The sequence below is a fragment of the Escherichia sp. HH091_1A genome (assembly GCF_030295175.1).
Taxonomy (GTDB): domain Bacteria; phylum Pseudomonadota; class Gammaproteobacteria; order Enterobacterales; family Enterobacteriaceae; genus Escherichia; species Escherichia coli_F.
This window is the reverse complement of the sequence record NZ_AP025747.1, coordinates 3,657,298-3,676,948: the sequence shown is the minus strand read 5'-3', so window position 1 is coordinate 3,676,948 and position 19,651 is coordinate 3,657,298. Positions and strand designations below refer to the sequence as shown.

Below are 19,651 nucleotides of genomic sequence, written 5' to 3'. Positions count from 1 at the left end.
TACTCTACCACAGTAAACCGAAAAGTGTCATTCAAAGTTTTGGTTAGTTTTTTCGGTGATGCGACCTTGTTCAAGTAACGCTTGTTCTATGGTCTGCTGCAGCATCCGAATACGCTGTTCCATGCTTGCCGCGTAATCACGAGTCTTCGCTTTTTCTTGCGCTAACTCATAGCTGATATTCAATGCGGCAATGAAGACCAACTGTTCAGTATTTGTGACTCTAGTGCGTTCTTTCAGATCTTGCAACCGTTGGTTCAGATCGTCCGCTGCCTGATTCAACGCATCCCTTTGGTCAGGCGGGCAGTTCACACGCAGTGAACGGCCAAAAATTTGGATATCGACGGGTTGTGCAGACATGCCACCTTCCTGCTGATTGACTGCGCTGCCTTCGTCTTTAGACCCATGGTCTGCGAAGGGGCGACACTATAGCTACCCTGATGAGAAGAGACAAGCCCTTTTCTGGTCCACCAGGGCCCAAAGTGGTAGCATATCATGAATATTCCTCCCTTTGACGACGAATGCTTATGTCTATACAGAACGAAATGCCTGGTTACAACGAAATGAACCAGTATCTGAACCAACAAGGGACGGGTCTGACCCCTGCTGAGATGCATGGTTTAATCAGTGGGATGATATGTGGTGGTAACGATGACAGCTCATGGCTGCCGCTGCTTCACGACCTGACGAACGAAGGCATGGCTTTCGGTCATGAGCTGGCACAGGCATTGCGCAAAATGCACTCTGCTACCAGCGATGCCCTGCAGGATGACGGCTTCCTTTTTCAGCTTTATCTGCCTGATGGCGATGATGTCAGCGTTTTCGATCGGGCTGATGCGCTGGCAGGTTGGGTTAATCACTTCCTGCTTGGTCTTGGCGTTACGCAACCGAAGCTGGACAAAGTGACCGGCGAAACCGGTGAAGCCATCGACGATCTGCGTAACATCGCGCAGCTGGGCTACGACGAAGACGAAGATCAGGAAGAGCTGGAAATGTCGCTTGAAGAGATCATCGAGTACGTCCGTGTTGCCGCGCTGTTATGCCACGACACCTTTACTCATCCGCAACCGACCGCGCCAGAAGTACAAAAACCGACTCTACACTAAAAACAAAAAACGTAAGGAGAGTGTTATGAGTGAGATATCCCGGCAAGAGTTTCAGCGTCGCCGTCAGGCCCTGGTGGAGCAAATGCAACCCGGCAGCGCCGCGCTGATTTTTGCTGCACCAGAAGTAACACGTAGCGCCGACAGCGAATACCCCTATCGTCAGAACAGTGACTTCTGGTACTTCACCGGCTTTAACGAACCGGAAGCGGTGCTGGTGCTGATTAAAAGCGACGACACTCATAACCACAGCGTTCTGTTTAACCGCGTTCGCGACCTGACGGCAGAGATCTGGTTTGGTCGTCGCCTAGGCCAGGATGCCGCGCCAGAGAAACTGGGCGTTGACCGCGCACTGGCATTCAGCGAAATCAATCAGCAACTTTATCAACTACTTAATGGTCTGGATGTGGTGTACCACGCCCAGGGCGAATATGCATATGCTGATGAAATCGTGAACAGCGCGCTGGAAAAACTGCGTAAAGGTTCGCGACAAAATCTCACCGCACCGGCAACAATGATCGACTGGCGTCCCATTGTTCATGAAATGCGCCTGTTCAAATCACCAGAAGAGATTGCCGTACTTCGCCGCGCGGGGGAAATCACCGCCCTGGCGCATACCCGGGCGATGGAAAAATGCCGTCCGGGAATGTTCGAGTACCATCTGGAAGGCGAAATTCACCACGAATTTAACCGCCACGGTGCGCGCTATCCGTCCTATAACACCATTGTCGGCAGCGGTGAAAACGGCTGCATTCTGCACTACACCGAAAACGAGAGTGAACTGCGCGACGGTGACCTGGTGTTGATTGACGCGGGTTGTGAATACAAAGGTTACGCGGGCGATATTACCCGCACCTTCCCGGTCAACGGCAAATTCACCCAGGCCCAGCGTGAAATCTACGACATTGTGCTGGAGTCTCTTGAAACCAGCCTGCGCCTGTATCGTCCGGGAACGTCCATTCAGGAAGTCACCGGTGAAGTGGTGCGCATCATGGTTAGCGGCCTGGTAAAAATCGGCATCCTGAAAGGTGATGTTGAAGAACTGATCGCCCAAAACGCCCATCGTCCTTTCTTTATGCATGGCCTTAGCCACTGGTTAGGTCTGGATGTCCATGATGTTGGCATTTATGGTCAGGATCGCTCGCGCATTCTGGAACCGGGCATGGTACTGACCGTAGAGCCGGGGCTGTACATTGCGCCGGATGCGGATGTACCAGAACAATATCGCGGTATCGGCATTCGTATCGAAGACGACATTGTGATTACCGAAACCGGCAATGAAAACCTCACCGCCAGCGTAGTGAAAAAGCCGGAAGAAATTGAAGCGTTGATGGCTGCTGCGAGAAAGCAATGAGCGTAATCATCGTCGGTGGCGGCATGGCGGGCGCGACGCTGGCGCTGGCTATTTCCCGGTTAAGTCACGGGGCGCTGCCGGTACATTTGATTGAAGCGACCGCGCCAGAGTCTCATGCTCATCCGGGCTTTGATGGACGGGCTATTGCGCTGGCGGCGGGCACCTGTCAGCAACTGGCGCGCATCGGCGTCTGGCAATCTCTGGCAGATTGCGCAACCAACATCACTACCGTTCATGTCAGCGATCGTGGTCATGCCGGATTCGTCACCCTCGCCGCAGAAGATTACCAACTGGCGGCGTTGGGGCAGGTTGTCGAATTGCATAATGTCGGGCAACGGCTGTTTGCGCTATTGCGCAAAGCGCCTGGCGTAACGCTGCATTGTCCGGATCGCGTGGCTAACGTTGCCCGTACTCAGAGTCACGTTGAAGTGACGCTGGAGAGTGGCGAGACGCTGACGGGCTGCGTGCTGGTAGCCGCTGATGGCACCCATTCCGCGTTAGCCACCGCGTGCGGTGTTGACTGGCAGCAGGAGCCTTACGAACAACTGGCCGTGATTGCGAACGTTGCGACTTCCGTTGCGCACGAAGGCCGGGCGTTTGAGCGTTTCACACAATATGGCCCGTTGGCGATGTTGCCGATGTCTGACGGACGCTGTTCGCTGGTCTGGTGTCATCCACTGGAACGGCGCGAAGAGGTGCTGTCGTGGAGCGACGAGACGTTTTGCCGTGAACTCCAGTCGGCCTTTGGTTGGCGACTTGGGAAAATTACCCACGCTGGTAAACGCAGTGCTTACCCGCTGGCGTTAACCCGCGCCGCCAGACCTGTTACCCATCGTACCGTGCTGGTGGGCAATGCGGCGCAAACTCTGCACCCGATTGCCGGGCAAGGGTTCAACCTCGGTATGCGGGATGTGATGAGCCTTGCGGAAACCCTGACTCAGGCGCAAGAGCGCGGAGAAGACATAGGTGATTACGGCGTCTTGTGCCGTTATCAGCAGCGTCGACAGAGCGATCGAGAAGCAACCATCGGCGTCACTGACAGCCTTGTACATCTTTTTGCCAACCGTTGGACGCCGCTGGTTGTCGGGCGCAACATCGGGCTGATGGCAATGGAATTATTCACTCCGGCACGCGATGTGCTGGCGCAGCGCACCCTCGGTTGGGTGGCGCGTTAAAGGCGGCTTTAAGGAATAAACAATGCAAAGTGTTGATGTAGCCATTGTTGGCGGCGGCATGGTGGGGCTGGCGGTTGCCTGCGGCTTGCAGGGCAGCGGCTTACGCGTTGCCGTACTGGAGCAGCGCGTACCGGAACCCCTGGCGGCGGATGCACCACCACAACTGCGCGTTTCGGCTATCAATGCCGCCAGCGAAAAATTACTCACCCGTCTTGGCGTCTGGCAGGAGATTCTCTCCCGCAGAGCCAGTTGCTATCACGGCATGGATGTGTGGGACAAAGACAGTTTTGGTCACATTTCGTTTGACGATCAAAGCATGGGCTATAGCCATCTTGGGCATATCGTTGAAAATTCAGTCATTCACTACGCGCTGTGGAACAAAGCACAGCAGTCCTCAGATATCAGCCTGTTAGCCCCTGCAGAATTACAGCAGGTCGCCTGGGGAGAGAACGAAACCTTCCTGACGCTGAAAGACGGCAGCATGTTAACGGCGCGTCTGGTGATTGGCGCAGACGGCGCTAATTCCTGGTTGCGCAACAAAGCCGATATTCCGCTGACTTTCTGGGATTATCAGCATCACGCGCTGGTGGCGACCATTCGCACGGAAGAACCGCATGATGCGGTGGCGCGACAGGTTTTCCATGGCGAAGGCATTCTGGCCTTTTTGCCGCTTAGCGATCCGCATCTTTGCTCAATTGTCTGGTCACTGTCCCCAGAGGAAGCACAGCGGATGCAGCAGGCAGGCGAAGACGAATTTAACCGCGAGTTAAATATCGCTTTTGATAATCGCCTGGGCTTATGCAAGGTTGAGAGTGAACGCCTGGTGTTCCCGCTGACTGGGCGTTATGCGCGCCAGTTTGCCGCGCACCGTCTGGCGCTGGTGGGCGACGCCGCGCATACCATTCACCCGTTGGCGGGGCAGGGGGTGAATCTCGGCTTTATGGATGCTGCAGAGCTGATTGCTGAACTGAAACGGTTGCATCGTCAGGGTAAAGACATCGGGCAGTACATTTACCTGCGTCGCTATGAGCGTAGCCGCAAGCACAGTGCGGCGCTGATGCTGGCAGGTATGCAGGGATTCCGCGATCTGTTTTCCGGGGCTAATCCGGCGAAAAAACTGCTGCGTGATATTGGTCTGAAACTGGCCGACACGCTTCCTGGCGTTAAACCACAACTTATCCGCCAGGCAATGGGATTAAACGATTTGCCTGAATGGCTGCGTTAAAAATTTCTCCTCTGTTGTTTATTTGATACCCATCACACTTTCATCTCCCGGTTTTTTCGCCGGGAGATTTTCCTCATTTGAAATAAACTAATTTCACCTCCGTTTTCGCATTATATTTTCTAATGTCACGAATTTTTGATTTAGTGTTTTTTGACATTTTTTCAGTTCTTAATATTGCCTTATTCAAACTAAGTTTCTCATCACATCATCTTTGTATAGAAACTGGAATATTTTTTGGTTTTTTATTCTGTTGCGATTTTGGCGTTTTTTAACCATAAGCTAATGTGATGATCAATTTTACCTTATGGTTAACAGTCTGTTTCGGTGGTAAGTTCAGGGAAAAGAGAACGATTGCGTTGGGGACCGGGAGTGGCTCCGATGCTGGGTTTCGTGGTGATAATTTCACCATGAAAAAGTTGTCAGCCCCGCTTATTCAATGAGGACAAGATGGCACAACAGACTCCTTTGTACGAACAACACACGCTTTGCGGCGCCCGCATGGTGGATTTCCACGGCTGGATGATGCCGCTGCATTACGGTTCGCAAATCGACGAACATCATGCGGTACGTACCGATGCCGGAATGTTTGATGTGTCACATATGACCATCGTCGATCTTCGCGGCAGTCGCACCCGGGAGTTTATGCGTTATCTGCTGGCGAACGATGTGGCGAAGCTCACCAAAAGCGGCAAAGCCCTCTACTCGGGGATGTTGAATGCCTCTGGCGGTGTGATAGATGACCTCATCGTCTACTACTTTACTGAAGATTTCTTCCGCCTCGTTGTTAACTCCGCCACCCGCGAAAAAGACCTCTCCTGGATTACCCAACACGCTGAACCCTTCGGTATCGAAATTACCGTTCGTGATGACCTCTCCATGATTGCCGTACAAGGGCCGAATGCGCAGGCAAAAGCTGCCACACTGTTTAATGATGCTCAGCGTCAGGCGGTGGAAGGGATGAAACCCTTCTTTGGCGTGCAGGCGGGCGATCTGTTTATTGCCACCACCGGTTATACCGGTGAAGCGGGCTACGAAATTGCGCTGCCCAATGAAAAAGCGGCGGATTTCTGGCGAGCGCTGGTGGAAGCGGGCGTTAAGCCCTGCGGTCTGGGCGCGCGTGACACGCTGCGTCTGGAAGCGGGTATGAATCTTTATGGTCAGGAGATGGACGAAACCATTTCTCCTTTAGCAGCCAACATGGGCTGGACCATCGCCTGGGAACCGACTGATCGTGACTTTATCGGTCGTGAAGCTCTGGAAGCGCAGCGTGAACATGGCACAGAAAAACTGGTTGGTCTGGTGATGACCGAAAAAGGCGTGCTGCGTAATGAACTGCCGGTACGTTTTACCGATGCGCAGGGCAATCAGCATGAAGGCATTATCACCAGCGGTACTTTCTCCCCGACGTTGGGTTACAGCATTGCGCTGGCACGCGTGCCGGAAGGTATTGGCGAAACGGCGATTGTGCAAATTCGCAACCGTGAAATGCCAGTAAAAGTGACGAAACCTGTTTTTGTGCGTAACGGCAAAGCCGTCGCGTGATTTACTTTTTGGAGATTAATTGATGAGCAACGTACCAGCAGAACTGAAATACAGCAAAGAACACGAATGGCTGCGTAAAGAAGCCGACGGCACTTACATTGTTGGCATCACTGAGCACGCTCAGGAGCTGTTAGGCGATATGGTGTTTGTTGACCTGCCGGAAGTGGGCGCAACGGTAAGCGCGGGCGATGACTGCGCGGTTGCCGAATCGGTAAAAGCGGCGTCAGACATTTATGCGCCAGTAAGCGGTGAAATCGTGGCGGTAAACGACGCACTGAGCGATTCTCCGGAACTGGTGAACAGCGAACCGTATGCAGGCGGCTGGATCTTCAAAATCAAAGCCAGTGATGAAAGCGAACTGGAATCACTGCTGGATGCGACCGCATACGAAGCATTGTTAGAAGACGAGTAACGGCTTTATTCCTCTTCTGCGGAAGAGGATTAGGGTGAGGAACATTTACGCCTCACCCTCACTCTCTTCGCAAGGAGAGAGGTTCACAATTCACTGCACGTTTCAGGAACCATCGCTCATGACACAGACGTTAAGCCAGCTTGAAAACAGCGGCGCTTTTATTGAACGCCATATCGGACCGGACGCCGCGCAACAGCAAGAAATGCTGAATGCCGTTGGCGCACAATCGTTAAACGCGCTGACCGGCCAGATTGTGCCGAAAGATATTCAGCTTGCGATACCACCGCAGGTTGGCGCACCGGCGACCGAATACGCCGCGCTGGCGGAACTCAAGGCTATTGCCAGTCGCAATAAACGCTTCACGTCTTACATCGGCATGGGTTACACCGCCGTGCAGCTACCGCCGGTTATCCTGCGTAACATGCTGGAAAATCCGGGCTGGTATACCGCGTATACTCCGTATCAACCTGAAGTCTCCCAGGGCCGCCTTGAAGCACTGCTCAACTTCCAGCAGGTAACGCTGGATTTGACCGGGCTGGATATGGCTTCGGCTTCTCTTCTTGACGAAGCCACTGCTGCTGCCGAAGCAATGGCGATGGCAAAACGCGTCAGTAAACTGAAAAATGCCAACCGCTTATTCGTTGCTTCTGACGTGCATCCGCAAACCTTAGATGTAGTACGTACACGCGCAGAAACCTTTGGTTTTGAAGTGATTGTCGACGATGCGCAAAAAGTTCTCGATCACCAGGACGTCTTCGGCGTGCTGTTACAGCAGGTCGGCACTACCGGTGAAATTCACGACTACACTGCGCTTATCAGCGAACTGAAATCACGCAAAATTGTGGTCAGCGTCGCCGCCGATATTATGGCGCTGGTGCTGTTAACCGCGCCGGGTAAACAGGGCGCGGATATTGTCTTTGGTTCGGCGCAACGCTTCGGCGTGCCGATGGGCTACGGTGGCCCACATGCGGCATTCTTTGCGGCGAAAGATGAATACAAACGCTCAATGCCGGGCCGTATTATTGGTGTATCGAAAGATGCTGCGGGCAATACCGCGCTGCGCATGGCGATGCAGACTCGCGAGCAACATATTCGCCGTGAGAAAGCGAACTCCAACATTTGTACTTCCCAGGTACTGCTGGCAAACATCGCCAGCCTGTATGCCGTTTATCACGGCCCGGTTGGCCTGAAACGTATCGCTAATCGCATCCACCGTCTGACCGATATCCTGGCGGCGGGCCTGCAACAAAAAGGTCTGAAGCTGCGCCATGCGCACTATTTCGATACTTTGTGTGTGGAAGTGGCCGACAAAGCGGGCGTGCTGGCGCGTGCCGAAGCGGCTGAAATCAACCTGCGTAGCGATATCCTGAACGCGGTTGGGATCACCCTTGATGAAACCACCACGCGCGAAAACGTGATGCAGCTTTTCAGCGTACTGCTGGGCGATAATCACGGACTGGACATCGACACGCTGGACAAAGACGTGGCTCACGACAGCCGTTCTATTCAGCCTGCAATGCTGCGCGATGACGAAATTCTCACCCATCCGGTGTTTAATCGCTACCACAGCGAAACCGAAATGATGCGCTATATGCACTCGCTGGAGCGTAAAGATCTGGCGCTGAATCAGGCGATGATCCCGCTGGGTTCCTGCACCATGAAACTGAACGCCGCCGCCGAGATGATCCCAATCACCTGGCCGGAATTTGCCGAACTGCACCCGTTCTGCCCGCCGGAACAGGCCGAAGGTTATCAGCAGATGATCGCCCAACTGGCTGACTGGCTGGTGAAACTGACCGGTTATGACGCCGTCTGTATGCAGCCGAACTCTGGCGCTCAGGGCGAATACGCGGGGCTGCTGGCGATTCGTCATTATCATGAAAGCCGCAACGAAGGGCATCGCGACATCTGCCTGATCCCGGCTTCTGCGCATGGCACTAACCCGGCTTCCGCGCATATGGCAGGAATGCAGGTGGTGGTTGTGGCGTGTGATAAAAACGGCAACATCGATCTGACTGACCTGCGCGCGAAAGCGGAGCAGGCGGGCGATAATCTCTCCTGCATTATGGTGACCTATCCTTCCACCCACGGCGTGTACGAAGAAACGATCCGTGAAGTGTGTGAAATCGTGCATCAGTTCGGCGGTCAGGTTTACCTTGATGGCGCGAACATGAACGCCCAGGTTGGCATCACTTCGCCGGGCTTTATTGGCGCTGACGTTTCGCACCTTAACCTGCATAAAACTTTCTGCATTCCGCACGGCGGTGGTGGTCCGGGTATGGGGCCGATCGGCGTGAAAGCGCATTTGGCACCGTTTGTTCCGGGTCATAGCGTGGTGCAAATCGAAGGCATGTTAACCCGTCAGGGCGCGGTTTCTGCGGCACCGTTTGGTAGCGCTTCTATTCTGCCAATTAGCTGGATGTACATTCGCATGATGGGCGCAGAAGGGCTGAAAAAAGCAAGCCAGGTGGCAATCCTCAACGCCAACTATATTGCCAGCCGCCTGCAGGATGCCTTCCCGGTGCTGTATACCGGTCGCGACGGTCGCGTGGCGCACGAATGTATTCTCGATATTCGCCCGCTGAAAGAAGAAACCGGCATCAGCGAGCTGGATATTGCCAAGCGTCTGATCGACTATGGTTTCCACGCGCCGACTATGTCGTTCCCGGTGGCGGGGACGCTGATGGTAGAACCGACTGAATCTGAAAGCAAAGTGGAACTGGATCGCTTTATCGATGCGATGCTGTCTATCCGCGCAGAAATTGACCAGGTGAAAGCCGGTGTCTGGCCGCTGGAAGATAACCCGCTGGTGAACGCGCCGCACATTCAGAGCGAACTGGTCGCCGAGTGGGCGCATCCGTACAGCCGTGAAGTTGCAGTATTCCCGGCAGGCGTGGCAGACAAATACTGGCCAACAGTGAAACGTCTGGATGATGTTTACGGCGACCGTAACCTGTTCTGCTCCTGCGTACCGATTAGCGAATACCAGTAATTTACTGATTCGACTATCTTCTAAAGGCGCTTCGGCGCCTTTGACACTGATGTCAAACTCAACATTGCCTGATGCACCTCGTTTATCAGGCCTACATAGTCTGTGCAATGTATTGAATTTGCACGATCTTGTAGGCTGGATAAGGCGTTCACGCCGCATCCGGCATAATAAAAGCACTTTGTCATCAATAATTTGAAAGGCGCTTCGGCGCCTTTATTTTTTTAGGAAAACAAATGACTATAGCACTTGTGACCGGTGGCAGTCGCGGCATCGGGCGGGCAACTGCATTACTGTTGGCGCAAGAAGGGTATACGGTGGCGGTTAATTATCAGCAAAACCTCCACGCGGCGCAGGAAGTGGTGAAGTTAATCACGCAAGCCGGTGGCAAGGCATTCGTGCTTCAGGCGGATATCAGCGACGAAAATCAGGTCATCGCAATGTTTACAGCAATCGATCAGCACGATGAACCGCTAGCCGCGCTGGTCAATAACGCCGGGATCTTGTTTACCCAGTGCACCGTAGAAAACCTTACCGCAGAGCGAATCAACCGGGTACTTTCCACCAATGTGACGGGATATTTTCTCTGTTGCCGCGAGGCGGTAAAACGCATGGCGCTTAAAAATGGCGGTAATGGCGGTGCTATCGTCAACGTCTCTTCAGTGGCCTCACGGCTGGGATCGCCGGGAGAATACGTTGACTATGCGGCATCGAAAGGGGCGATTGATACGTTAACCACAGGGCTGTCGCTGGAAGTCGCCGTGCAGGGGATCCGCGTTAACGGCGTGCGGCCAGGGTTTATTTATACCGAAATGCACGCCAGCGGTGGCGAACCTGGACGCGTTGATCGCGTTAAGTCGAATATCCCCATGCAGCGTGGCGGACAGGCGGAAGAGGTCGCGCAGGCCATCGTCTGGCTGTTAAGTGATAAAGCCTCTTATGTCACGGGAAGTTTTATCGATTTGGCGGGTGGAAAATAAAACAGGACAGTTGTCTGACCGGATGCAACGCAACAAGTATTGCATCCGGTACTTCATCGACTTAAAGCTTCTCGCCGTTGCTGGCAATCACCTCTTTGTACCAGTTAAAGCTCTTCTTACGTGAACGCGACATATCGCCAGTACCGTCGTCATGTTTATTCACATAGATAAAGCCGTAGCGTTTGCTGTACTGCCCGGTGGTGAACGACACGCAGTCGATGCAACCCCACGGCGTGTAGCCCATCAGATCCACGCCATCGTAAGTCACCGCCTTTTTCATCTCTTCAATATGAGCTCGCAGGTAATCAATGCGGTAGTCGTCGTTGATGCTGCCATTTTCTTCCACTTTGTCGTAAGCGCCAAAACCGTTTTCGACAATAAACAGCGGCTTCTGGTAACGCTCATACAGTTCGCAAAGTGCGTAACGCAGACCCACCGGATCAATCTGCCATCCCCAGTCCGAAGCCTTAACATAAGGGTTCGGTACGCTGCCTTCAAAACCAGAGATCGCATCGCCGGTGCCGCCTTCGGCCTTCACTGCGTTGGTCATGTAATAGCTGAAACCAAGATAATCGCAGGTGCCTTCACGCAGTACATCGAGATCGCCGTCTTCCATTTTGATGTTAAATCCGCGACGCTCCCACTCGTTCAACACATAGGACGGGTAATAGCCGCGTAGCTGCACATCGGTAAAGACGTAGCGTTCGCGCATCGACTCCTGAGCGAACATCACATCGTCCGGGTTACAGGAGTAAGGATAGAGCGGCACCATCGCCAGCATACAGCCGACTTTCATCTCCGGGTTAATGCGACGCGCGGCTTTCACCGCCAGGGCGCTGGCGACAAACTGGTGATGCAGCACCTGATACATCGTCTCTTCCGGGTTTTCATGCTCGGTATACACCACGCCAGAGCAGCAGTAACCGAACAGCGGTGCACGCCAGTTACGCTGGTTGTTAATTTCGTTGAAGGTCATCCAGTATTTGACTTTATGCTTATAGCGTTCAAATACCACTTCCGCGAAACGTACAAAGAAATCAACCACTTTACGGTTAGTCCAGCTACCGTATTGCTGCACCAGATGCAGCGGCATTTCAAAGTGGGAGAGGGTGATCACCGGTTCGATGTTGTATTTCAGCAGTTCATCGAACATATCATCGTAGAACTTCAGCCCTTCTTCGTTTGGCTGAGTTTCATCACCTTTTGGGAAAATGCGCGTCCAGGCGATGGAAGTGCGAAAACATTTGAAGCCCATTTCGGCAAATAGCTTGATGTCTTCCTTGTAGTGACCATAAAAATCAACGGCTTCATGGTTTGGATAGTATTTTTCTGGCAAGACTTCTTTGGTGATTTCGCGCGGCACGCCGTGTGCGCCACCGGTCAGAACGTCACAAATGCTCGGCCCTTTGCCGCCTTTGTTCCAGCCGCCTTCGACCTGATGAGCGGCAACTGCGCCGCCCCATAAGAAATCTTTCGGTAAGGTGAGTTTTTTCACTATCATAGGCTCCAGATGAGTCAATTCTTACAGGAAATAGTACCATGCAGCCAAACGACATCACTTTTTTTCAACGTTTCCAGGATGACATTCTGGCTGGGCGTAAAACCATCACCATCCGCGACGAGTCTGAATCGCACTTCAAAACGAGTGATGTGCTTCGTGTCGGGCGTTTTGAAGATGACGGTTATTTTTGCACGATTGAAGTCACCGCAACCTCAACCGTAACGCTGGATACACTGACGGAAAAACATGCAGAGCAGGAAAATATGACCCTGACTGATCTGAAAAAGGTCATTGCCGATATCTATCCCGGCCAGACACAGTTTTATGTGATTGAATTTAAATGCCTTTAAATTGAACTCACGCCTGTTAGTTGAAATTTAGCATTTAATTTCATGATTTTTCGGAGATTAGTCTCAAATCAGAATTTATTTTAGCTAACAGGTGTTCACTGGAACTATTCTCAGTTACGCTGGAGAAGTGTTCACGTGCGTGTACGTTTCTCCGGAGTAAGTTATGGTTCAGAAGCCCCTCATTAAGCAGGGATATTCGCTGGCAGAGGAAATTGCCAACAGCGTCAGTCACGGCATTGGGCTGGTGTTTGGTATCGTTGGGCTGGTGTTGCTACTGGTTCAGGCGGTGGATCTCAATGCCAGCGCCACAGCGATAACCAGTTACAGCCTCTATGGCGGCAGTATGATCCTGCTGTTTCTTGCTTCGACGCTTTATCACGCCGTTCCCCATCAACGGGCAAAAATGTGGCTGAAGAAATTTGACCACTGTGCCATTTATCTATTGATTGCCGGAACCTACACGCCGTTTTTGCTGGTGGGGCTGGATTCTCCGTTAGCGCGCGGGTTGATGATTGTTATCTGGAGCCTGGCGCTGTTGGGGATTCTGTTCAAGCTGACCATTGCGCACCGATTCAAAATTTTATCTCTGGTGACTTATCTGGCGATGGGCTGGCTGTCGCTGGTGGTGATTTATGAAATGGCCGTTAAGCTCGCGGCGGGCAGCGTTACCTTACTGGCGGTAGGCGGAGTGGTTTATTCGCTCGGGGTGATTTTCTATGTCTGCAAACGCATTCCGTACAATCATGCCATCTGGCACGGCTTTGTGCTCGGCGGCAGCGTGTGCCACTTTCTGGCGATCTATTTGTATATTGGGCAGGCGTAATTGGTGTGCCTTTGTAGGCCTGATAAGACGCGTCAGCGTCGCATCAGGCATCGGATCGCAACTGCCGGATGCGGCGTGAACGCCTTATCCGGCCTACGGGCCGCGTCCTTGGTGTGATAAAGGCACCAAATCCCAGGCATGATAAGACGCGTCAGCGTCGCATCAGGCAATAGTCGCCGGAGCGATACAGAGATTTACTCTTCGAGCGAATAGGGCAGCGGCTCGATATGCAATGTATTCGCATCGTCACGCACGCGGAAGATGCTGTCCGGTTCCATATCGTTATTCATGACGACCTGTACCACGACCTGACCATCTTCCAGTTTTACCGCAGCCAGCACCGTACCGGTACGACGCCAGTTCTCGCCCATTTTCAGCTCTAAATCTTCACCCGCTTCCGGCAGTCGGCTGGCGCTACCTGCCAGCAGCCAGAGGGCACGTTTGTTGGCACCGCGGAATTTAGCCCGTGCCACCATCTCTTGTCCGGTATAGCAGCCTTTTTTAAAGCTGATGCCGCCCAACGTCTGGAGGTTGGTCGCCTGTGGGATAAACTGCCCGCTGTTGGCGGCATCAATCACCGGAAAACCCGCTTCAATGTTTAATGCCAGCCACTGTTGGCTATTGTTCAGTTCCGCTTCACCGCGCAGTTTATCGGTCAGCGTATTGGCGGTAGCTTCATCGGTTACGATCAGGAAACGTTCTGCCGGGTGTTCAAACCATAGCAAAGTGGTCGCGCCTTCTTTAACTACCTGTTTTTCTTTCGTAGGCAGTTCACTAAAGAGATTTGCCAGCGCGGCGCGTGCCTGAAAACCGGCAACACCAAGCAGCACACGTTCATCGTCTGGCGCGATGGTCACTTTAGAGAACACCGCATATTTTTTCAGTTCAGTCAGTTGCGACTCGCGCACGCTGCGCCGTTCAATCCACGCAAAGCCGTCGCCGTCGCGGAACAGACGTAAATTGCTCCACATTTTACCTTTGGCATCGCAATGGGCGGCGAGCAGGTGCTGATCTTCTGTCATCTGGCTGACATCTGCTGTCACCTGACCCTGCATATATTTTTCGCTGTCCGTGCCAGTAATGGTGGCAAGCGCCCAGTCATCAAGCGTCATCAGCGTCAGCGGTAAACGGGCAGAAGCCGTAGGCTGACGGGGAGGAAAAGGTGTAAAAGCCATAATGGAGTCCTGTTTTACAAACGGCGTATTTATGACTAATGGTAAAAGAGCTATGAGGCAATGCAAGTGCTTTCACTACGCGATCTGTGCCTTCTGATATGCTTTGCGAGGCGACTTCCAAAAAAATGAATCCCTTGAAATATTGTGGGTTAATTTCGCGATCGCGATTGTGTTTACTGATATTCCCGCAAAAGAAGTCGAAAAACACGTTACAATAGCCTGGTACTGGATTTTCGTGAGACAGGAAGAAGATGGACATTAATAACAAAGCCCGCATTCACTGGGCATGCCGCCGTGGTATGCGCGAACTCGATATTTCAATCATGCCGTTTTTCGAACATGAGTACGACAGCTTAAGTGATGACGAAAAACGCATCTTTATTCGTCTGCTGGAATGTGACGATCCCGATCTGTTCAACTGGCTGATGAATCATGGTAAACCGGCCGATGCAGAACTGGAAATGATGGTCCGACTCATCCAGACACGGAATCGGGAACGTGGTCCTGTGGCAATCTGATTTACGCGTCTCCTGGCGCGCGCAGTGGCTTTCCTTGCTGATTCATGGGCTGGTTGCCGCTGTTATTTTACTCATGCCCTGGCCGCTCAGTTACACCCCGTTATGGATGGTGTTACTTTCGCTGGTGGTGTTTGATTGCGTTCGCAGCCAGCGACGCATTAATGCCCGCCAGGGGGAAATTCGCCTGTTGATGGACGGGCGTTTGCGTTGGCAAGGGCAGGAGTGGAGCATCGTCAAAGCGCCGTGGATGATTAAGAGCGGCATGATGCTGCGTTTACGTTCTGACAGCGGTAAACGGCAACATTTATGGCTGGCAGCCGACAGCATGGACGAAGCCGAATGGCGGGATTTACGGCGGATTTTGTTGCAACAAGAGACGCAAAGATAAAGATGACGGCAAAGCCTGTGCGCTAAGCCGTCAGTGACATCAGGCGTAATGCTCTGCCATTTCGTTGAGGATTTGCTCGCACCAGCTCTGAATACGCTCGTCGCTAAGGTCATACTGGTTAGTTTCGTCCAGTGCCAGACCCACGAACAGTTGCCCGTCAGCAATCACCGGTTTCGGGCTGGTAAACTCATATCCTTCCGTTGGCCAGTAGCCGACGAACTTCACGCCTTTGGTCGAGAGTTTGTCATGCAGCATGCCGAGCGCATCGAGGAACCACTCGCCGTACCCCAGTTGATCGCCAAGCCCATACAGCGCAACAATTTTACCTTCGAGATTCAGGTCGTCGAGCTGATCCCAGACGGCTTCCCAGTCTTCCTGGATTTCGCCAAAATCCCAGGTCGGGATACCCAGAATGAGCACATCGTACTGCTCCATTAATTTCGGGGAGTCGTCCTTGAGGTTATGTAAGGTCACCAGTTCTGGGCCGATAATATCGCGGATTTTTTCTGCCGCCATTTCGGTATAACAGGTGCTGGAACCATAAAAAAGACCCATATTCATAACGTAAGCTTCTCGATTCTGCTGTGGCTTTTGCGGCTAGTGTATCAGAATCGCTTTAGTCACGGCACAATAAGGCATAATGGATCAAATGAGTGACCATAAGGGGCGCAAGTGAAACAGGATCTGGCACGCATCGAGCAGTTTCTTGATGCTCTGTGGCTGGAAAAAAATCTGGCTGACAATACGTTGAACGCATACCGTCGCGATCTGTCAATGATGGTGGAGTGGTTGCATCACCGCGGGTTGACGCTGGCGACGGCGCAAAGTGACGATTTGCAGACATTACTGGCAGAACGGCTGGAGGGTGGGTATAAAGCCACCAGCTCAGCGCGTTTGCTGAGTGCAGTGCGCCGATTGTTCCAGTATCTTTATCGCGAAAAGTTTCGTGAAGACGATCCCAGCGCGCATCTCGCTTCGCCGAAATTGCCCCAGCGTTTGCCAAAAGATTTAAGCGAAGCGCAGGTCGAACGATTATTACAGGCACCATTAATTGATCAGCCACTGGAGCTGCGCGATAAAGCCATGCTTGAAGTGTTGTATGCTACCGGGCTGCGAGTCTCTGAACTGGTCGGGCTGACAATGAGTGATATCAGCCTGCGTCAGGGCGTAGTACGGGTCATTGGTAAAGGCAACAAAGAACGCCTTGTGCCGTTAGGTGAAGAGGCGGTTTACTGGCTGGAAACTTATCTGGAACACGGGCGACCGTGGTTGCTAAACGGTGTGTCAATTGACGTGTTGTTTCCCAGCCAGCGCGCGCAGCAGATGACGAGACAAACCTTCTGGCACCGCATTAAACATTATGCTGTGCTGGCGGGGATCGACAGCGAAAAGTTGTCACCGCATGTGTTGCGTCACGCCTTTGCCACTCATTTATTAAATCATGGTGCGGATTTACGCGTGGTTCAGATGCTACTGGGCCACAGCGATCTCTCCACCACGCAAATTTATACGCATGTCGCTACCGAGCGTCTGCGGCAACTTCATCAACAGCATCACCCGCGGGCGTGATGTCTGAAAAGAACGGGAAGATTTATGAAGAAAGGTTTTATGTTATTTACGTTGTTGGCGGCGTTTTCAGGCTTTGCTCAGGCGGATGACGCGGCAATTCAACAGACGTTAGCCAAAATGGGCATCAAAAGCAGCGATATTCAGCCTGCGCCCGTGGCTGGTATGAAGACAGTTCTGACTAACAGCGGTGTGTTGTACATCACCGATGACGGTAAACATATCATTCAGGGACCAATGTATGACGTTAGCGGAACGACTCCGGTCAATGTCACTAATAAGATGTTGTTAAAGCAGCTGAACGCGCTTGAAAACGAGATGATCGTTTATAAAGCGCCGCAGGAAAAACACGTCATTACCGTGTTTACTGATATTACCTGTGGTTACTGCCACAAACTGCATGAGCAAATGGCAGACTACAACGCGCTGGGGATCACCGTGCGTTATCTTGCTTTCCCTCGCCAGGGGCTGGAGAGCCAGGCTGAGCAACAAATGAAAGCCATCTGGTGTGCGAAAGATAAAAAGAAAGCGTTTGATGATGTGATGGCGGGTAAAGCTGCCACTCCGGCAAGTTGCGATATCGATATTGCCGATCATTACGCACTTGGCGTCCAGCTTGGCGTTAGTGGCACTCCGGCAATTGTGCTGAGCAATGGCACACTTGTTCCGGGTTACCAGCCGCCGAAAGAGATGAAAGAATTCCTCGACGAACACCAAAAAATGACCAGCGGTAAATAATTCGCGTGAAACAACAGATACAACTTCGTCGCCGTGAAGTCGATGAAACGGCAGACTTGCCCGCTGAATTGCCTCCCTTGCTGCGCCGTTTATATGCCAGCCGGGGAGTACGCAGTGCGCAAGAACTGGAACGTAGTGTAAAAGGTATGCTGCCCTGGCAGCAACTGAGCGGCGTCGAAAAGGCCGTTGAGATCCTTTACAACGCTTTTCGCGAAGGAACGCGGATTATGGTGGTCGGTGACTTCGACGCCGACGGTGCCACCAGCACGGCTCTAAGCGTGCTGGCGATGCGCTCGCTTGGTTGCAGCAATATCGACTACCTGGTACCAAACCGTTTCGAAGACGGTTACGGCTTAAGCCCGGAAGTGGTCGATCAGGCCCATGCCCGTGGCGCGCAGTTAATTGTCACGGTGGATAACGGCATTTCCTCCCATGCGGGGGTTGAACATGCTCGATCGTTGGGCATTCCGGTTATTGTTACCGATCACCATTTGCCGGGCGAAACATTACCCGCGGCGGAAGCGATCATTAACCCTAACTTGCGCGACTGCAATTTCCCGTCGAAATCACTGGCAGGCGTGGGGGTGGCGTTTTATCTGATGCTGGCGCTGCGCACCTTTTTGCGCGATCAGGGCTGGTTTGATGAGCGCGGCATCGCAATTCCTAACCTGGCAGAACTGCTGGATCTGGTCGCGTTGGGGACAGTGGCGGACGTCGTGCCGCTGGATGCTAATAATCGCATTCTGACCTGGCAGGGGATGAGTCGCATCCGTGCCGGAAAGTGCCGTCCAGGGATTAAAGCGTTGCTGGAAGTGGCCAACCGCGATGCGCAAAAACTCGCCGCCAGCGATTTAGGTTTTGCGCTGGGGCCACGTCTCAATGCAGCCGGGAGACTGGATGATATGTCCGTTGGTGTGGCGCTGTTGCTGTGCGACAACATCGGCGAAGCGCGAGTACTGGCAAATGAACTCGATGCGCTAAACCAGACGCGAAAAGAGATCGAACAGGGAATGCAGGTTGAAGCCCTGACCCTGTGCGAGAAACTGGAGCGCAGCCGCGACACGCTACCCGGCGGGCTGGCAATGTATCACCCGGAATGGCATCAGGGCGTTGTCGGTATTCTGGCTTCGCGTATTAAAGAGCGTTTTCACCGTCCGGTTATCGCTTTTGCGCCTGCGGGTGACGGTACGCTGAAAGGTTCCGGTCGCTCCATTCAGGGGCTGCATATGCGTGATGCGCTGGAGCGGCTAGACACACTCTACCCCGGCATGATGCTGAAGTTTGGCGGTCATGCGATGGCGGCAGGCCTGTCGCTGGAAGAGGATAAATTCGAACTCTTTCAGCAACGGTTTGGCGAACTGGTTACTGAGTGGCTGGACCCTTCGCTATTGCAAGGCGAAGTGGTGTCAGACGGTCCGCTAAGCCCAGCCGAAATGACCATGGAAGTGGCGCAGCTGCTGCGCGATGCTGGCCCGTGGGGGCAGATGTTCCCGGAGCCGCTGTTTGACGGTCATTTCCGTCTGCTGCAACAGCGACTGGTGGGTGAACGTCATTTGAAAGTCATGGTCGAACCGGTCGGCGGCGGTCCGCTGCTGGACGGTATTGCTTTTAATGTCGATACCGCCCTCTGGCCGGATAACGGCGTGCGCGAAGTGCAACTGGCTTACAAGCTGGATATCAACGAGTTTCGTGGCAACCGAAGCCTGCAAATTATCATCGACAATATCTGGCCAATTTAGCGTCATATTATCTATAAAAAAGAGCGTGGATTCGGTACAATCCCGCTCTTATCATCGCATTTTGACTAGCTCAATA

Annotated in this window: 20 protein-coding genes; 15 read left to right on the top strand and 5 right to left on the bottom strand. The window is 52.9% G+C overall.

What is annotated here, in order from left to right:
• Positions 1–27: 27 nt before the first annotated feature.
• The gene (gene zapA, locus QUF14_RS18490) at positions 28–357 is read right to left on the bottom strand and encodes a cell division protein ZapA (protein WP_001276008.1); all 330 of its coding nucleotides are present in this window, start codon (positions 355–357) and stop codon (positions 28–30) included.
• A gap of 167 nt (positions 358–524) precedes the next feature.
• Here zapA and ygfB point away from each other — a divergent pair, with 167 nt between their 5' ends.
• From ygfB to ubiI, 4 genes are read left to right on the top strand one after another with little or no spacing between them, the layout of a single operon-like run.
• Positions 525–1,103, top strand: coding sequence for a UPF0149 family protein YgfB (gene ygfB / locus QUF14_RS18485; RefSeq protein WP_001295378.1), 579 nt, complete (start codon positions 525–527; stop codon positions 1,101–1,103).
• Positions 1,104–1,128: 25 nt separating this feature from the next.
• On the top strand, positions 1,129–2,454 hold the full coding sequence (gene pepP / locus QUF14_RS18480; protein ID WP_001290110.1) for a Xaa-Pro aminopeptidase: 1,326 nt from the start codon (positions 1,129–1,131) through the stop codon (positions 2,452–2,454).
• The gene (ubiH, locus tag QUF14_RS18475) at positions 2,451–3,629 is read left to right on the top strand and encodes a 2-octaprenyl-6-methoxyphenyl hydroxylase (protein WP_000111218.1); all 1,179 of its coding nucleotides are present in this window, start codon (positions 2,451–2,453) and stop codon (positions 3,627–3,629) included. The genes pepP and ubiH overlap by 4 nt, the downstream gene beginning before the upstream one ends.
• A gap of 22 nt (positions 3,630–3,651) precedes the next feature.
• Positions 3,652–4,854 (top strand): FAD-dependent 2-octaprenylphenol hydroxylase, encoded by a 1,203-nt coding sequence (ubiI, locus tag QUF14_RS18470; RefSeq protein WP_001192206.1) that lies wholly within the window; start codon positions 3,652–3,654, stop codon positions 4,852–4,854.
• Positions 4,855–4,927: 73 nt separating this feature from the next.
• Here the strand turns inward: ubiI and QUF14_RS18465 are convergent, their stop codons facing one another.
• Positions 4,928–5,011: a hypothetical protein gene (locus QUF14_RS18465; RefSeq protein WP_122633141.1), complete on the bottom strand. Its 84-nt coding sequence runs from the start codon at positions 5,009–5,011 to the stop codon at positions 4,928–4,930.
• A gap of 290 nt (positions 5,012–5,301) precedes the next feature.
• Between QUF14_RS18465 and gcvT the strand changes: the two genes are divergently transcribed.
• The 4 genes from gcvT to QUF14_RS18445 all read left to right on the top strand — a co-directional run bounded on the left by gcvT (position 5,302) and on the right by QUF14_RS18445 (position 10,777).
• The gene (gene gcvT, locus QUF14_RS18460) at positions 5,302–6,396 is read left to right on the top strand and encodes a glycine cleavage system aminomethyltransferase GcvT (RefSeq protein WP_100733871.1); all 1,095 of its coding nucleotides are present in this window, start codon (positions 5,302–5,304) and stop codon (positions 6,394–6,396) included.
• 22 nt (positions 6,397–6,418) lie between these two features.
• A complete protein-coding gene (gene gcvH / locus QUF14_RS18455) occupies positions 6,419–6,808 on the top strand; it encodes a glycine cleavage system protein GcvH (RefSeq protein ID WP_024212219.1) in 390 nt (129 codons plus the stop codon).
• 118 nt (positions 6,809–6,926) lie between these two features.
• On the top strand, positions 6,927–9,800 hold the full coding sequence (gene gcvP / locus QUF14_RS18450) for an aminomethyl-transferring glycine dehydrogenase (RefSeq protein ID WP_100733872.1): 2,874 nt from the start codon (positions 6,927–6,929) through the stop codon (positions 9,798–9,800).
• Between the two features lie 233 nt (positions 9,801–10,033).
• Entirely contained in the window at positions 10,034–10,777 is a 744-nt protein-coding gene (locus tag QUF14_RS18445; RefSeq protein ID WP_000150659.1) for an SDR family oxidoreductase, read from the top strand.
• A gap of 61 nt (positions 10,778–10,838) precedes the next feature.
• Here the strand turns inward: QUF14_RS18445 and bglA are convergent, their stop codons facing one another.
• Positions 10,839–12,272 carry a 6-phospho-beta-glucosidase BglA gene (bglA, locus tag QUF14_RS18440; protein WP_024212220.1) on the bottom strand — a complete coding sequence of 478 codons (1,434 nt, stop codon included), beginning with the start codon at positions 12,270–12,272 and terminating at the stop codon, positions 10,839–10,841.
• Positions 12,273–12,316: 44 nt separating this feature from the next.
• Between bglA and yqfB the strand changes: the two genes are divergently transcribed.
• Positions 12,317–12,628 (top strand): N(4)-acetylcytidine aminohydrolase, encoded by a 312-nt coding sequence (yqfB, locus tag QUF14_RS18435; protein WP_001182967.1) that lies wholly within the window; start codon positions 12,317–12,319, stop codon positions 12,626–12,628.
• A gap of 163 nt (positions 12,629–12,791) precedes the next feature.
• Positions 12,792–13,451, top strand: a complete 660-nt coding sequence (gene trhA, locus QUF14_RS18430; protein ID WP_000250283.1) for a PAQR family membrane homeostasis protein TrhA — start codon at positions 12,792–12,794, stop codon at positions 13,449–13,451.
• A 194-nt stretch (positions 13,452–13,645) separates the two neighbouring features.
• On the opposite strand, the gene ygfZ is transcribed toward trhA, so the two are convergent.
• Positions 13,646–14,626 (bottom strand): tRNA-modifying protein YgfZ, encoded by a 981-nt coding sequence (gene ygfZ / locus QUF14_RS18425; protein WP_100733873.1) that lies wholly within the window; start codon positions 14,624–14,626, stop codon positions 13,646–13,648.
• 251 nt (positions 14,627–14,877) lie between these two features.
• On the opposite strand from ygfZ, the gene sdhE reads away from it, so the two are divergent.
• Positions 14,878–15,144: an FAD assembly factor SdhE gene (gene sdhE, locus QUF14_RS18420; protein WP_000354046.1), complete on the top strand. Its 267-nt coding sequence runs from the start codon at positions 14,878–14,880 to the stop codon at positions 15,142–15,144.
• Positions 15,125–15,532 (top strand): protein YgfX, encoded by a 408-nt coding sequence (locus QUF14_RS18415; RefSeq protein WP_000244781.1) that lies wholly within the window; start codon positions 15,125–15,127, stop codon positions 15,530–15,532. The genes sdhE and QUF14_RS18415 overlap by 20 nt, the downstream gene beginning before the upstream one ends.
• Before the next feature lie 39 nt (positions 15,533–15,571).
• Here the strand turns inward: QUF14_RS18415 and fldB are convergent, their stop codons facing one another.
• Positions 15,572–16,093 (bottom strand): flavodoxin FldB, encoded by a 522-nt coding sequence (fldB, locus tag QUF14_RS18410; RefSeq protein ID WP_001055874.1) that lies wholly within the window; start codon positions 16,091–16,093, stop codon positions 15,572–15,574.
• A 111-nt stretch (positions 16,094–16,204) separates the two neighbouring features.
• On the opposite strand from fldB, the gene xerD reads away from it, so the two are divergent.
• From xerD to recJ, 3 genes are read left to right on the top strand one after another with little or no spacing between them, the layout of a single operon-like run.
• Positions 16,205–17,101, top strand: coding sequence for a site-specific tyrosine recombinase XerD (gene xerD / locus QUF14_RS18405; RefSeq protein ID WP_000806627.1), 897 nt, complete (start codon positions 16,205–16,207; stop codon positions 17,099–17,101).
• 24 nt (positions 17,102–17,125) lie between these two features.
• Positions 17,126–17,836 carry a bifunctional protein-disulfide isomerase/oxidoreductase DsbC gene (dsbC, locus tag QUF14_RS18400; protein ID WP_000715223.1) on the top strand — a complete coding sequence of 237 codons (711 nt, stop codon included), beginning with the start codon at positions 17,126–17,128 and terminating at the stop codon, positions 17,834–17,836.
• A gap of 5 nt (positions 17,837–17,841) precedes the next feature.
• Positions 17,842–19,575 (top strand): single-stranded-DNA-specific exonuclease RecJ, encoded by a 1,734-nt coding sequence (gene recJ, locus QUF14_RS18395; RefSeq protein ID WP_000813234.1) that lies wholly within the window; start codon positions 17,842–17,844, stop codon positions 19,573–19,575.
• The last annotated feature ends 76 nt before the right edge of the window (positions 19,576–19,651 follow it).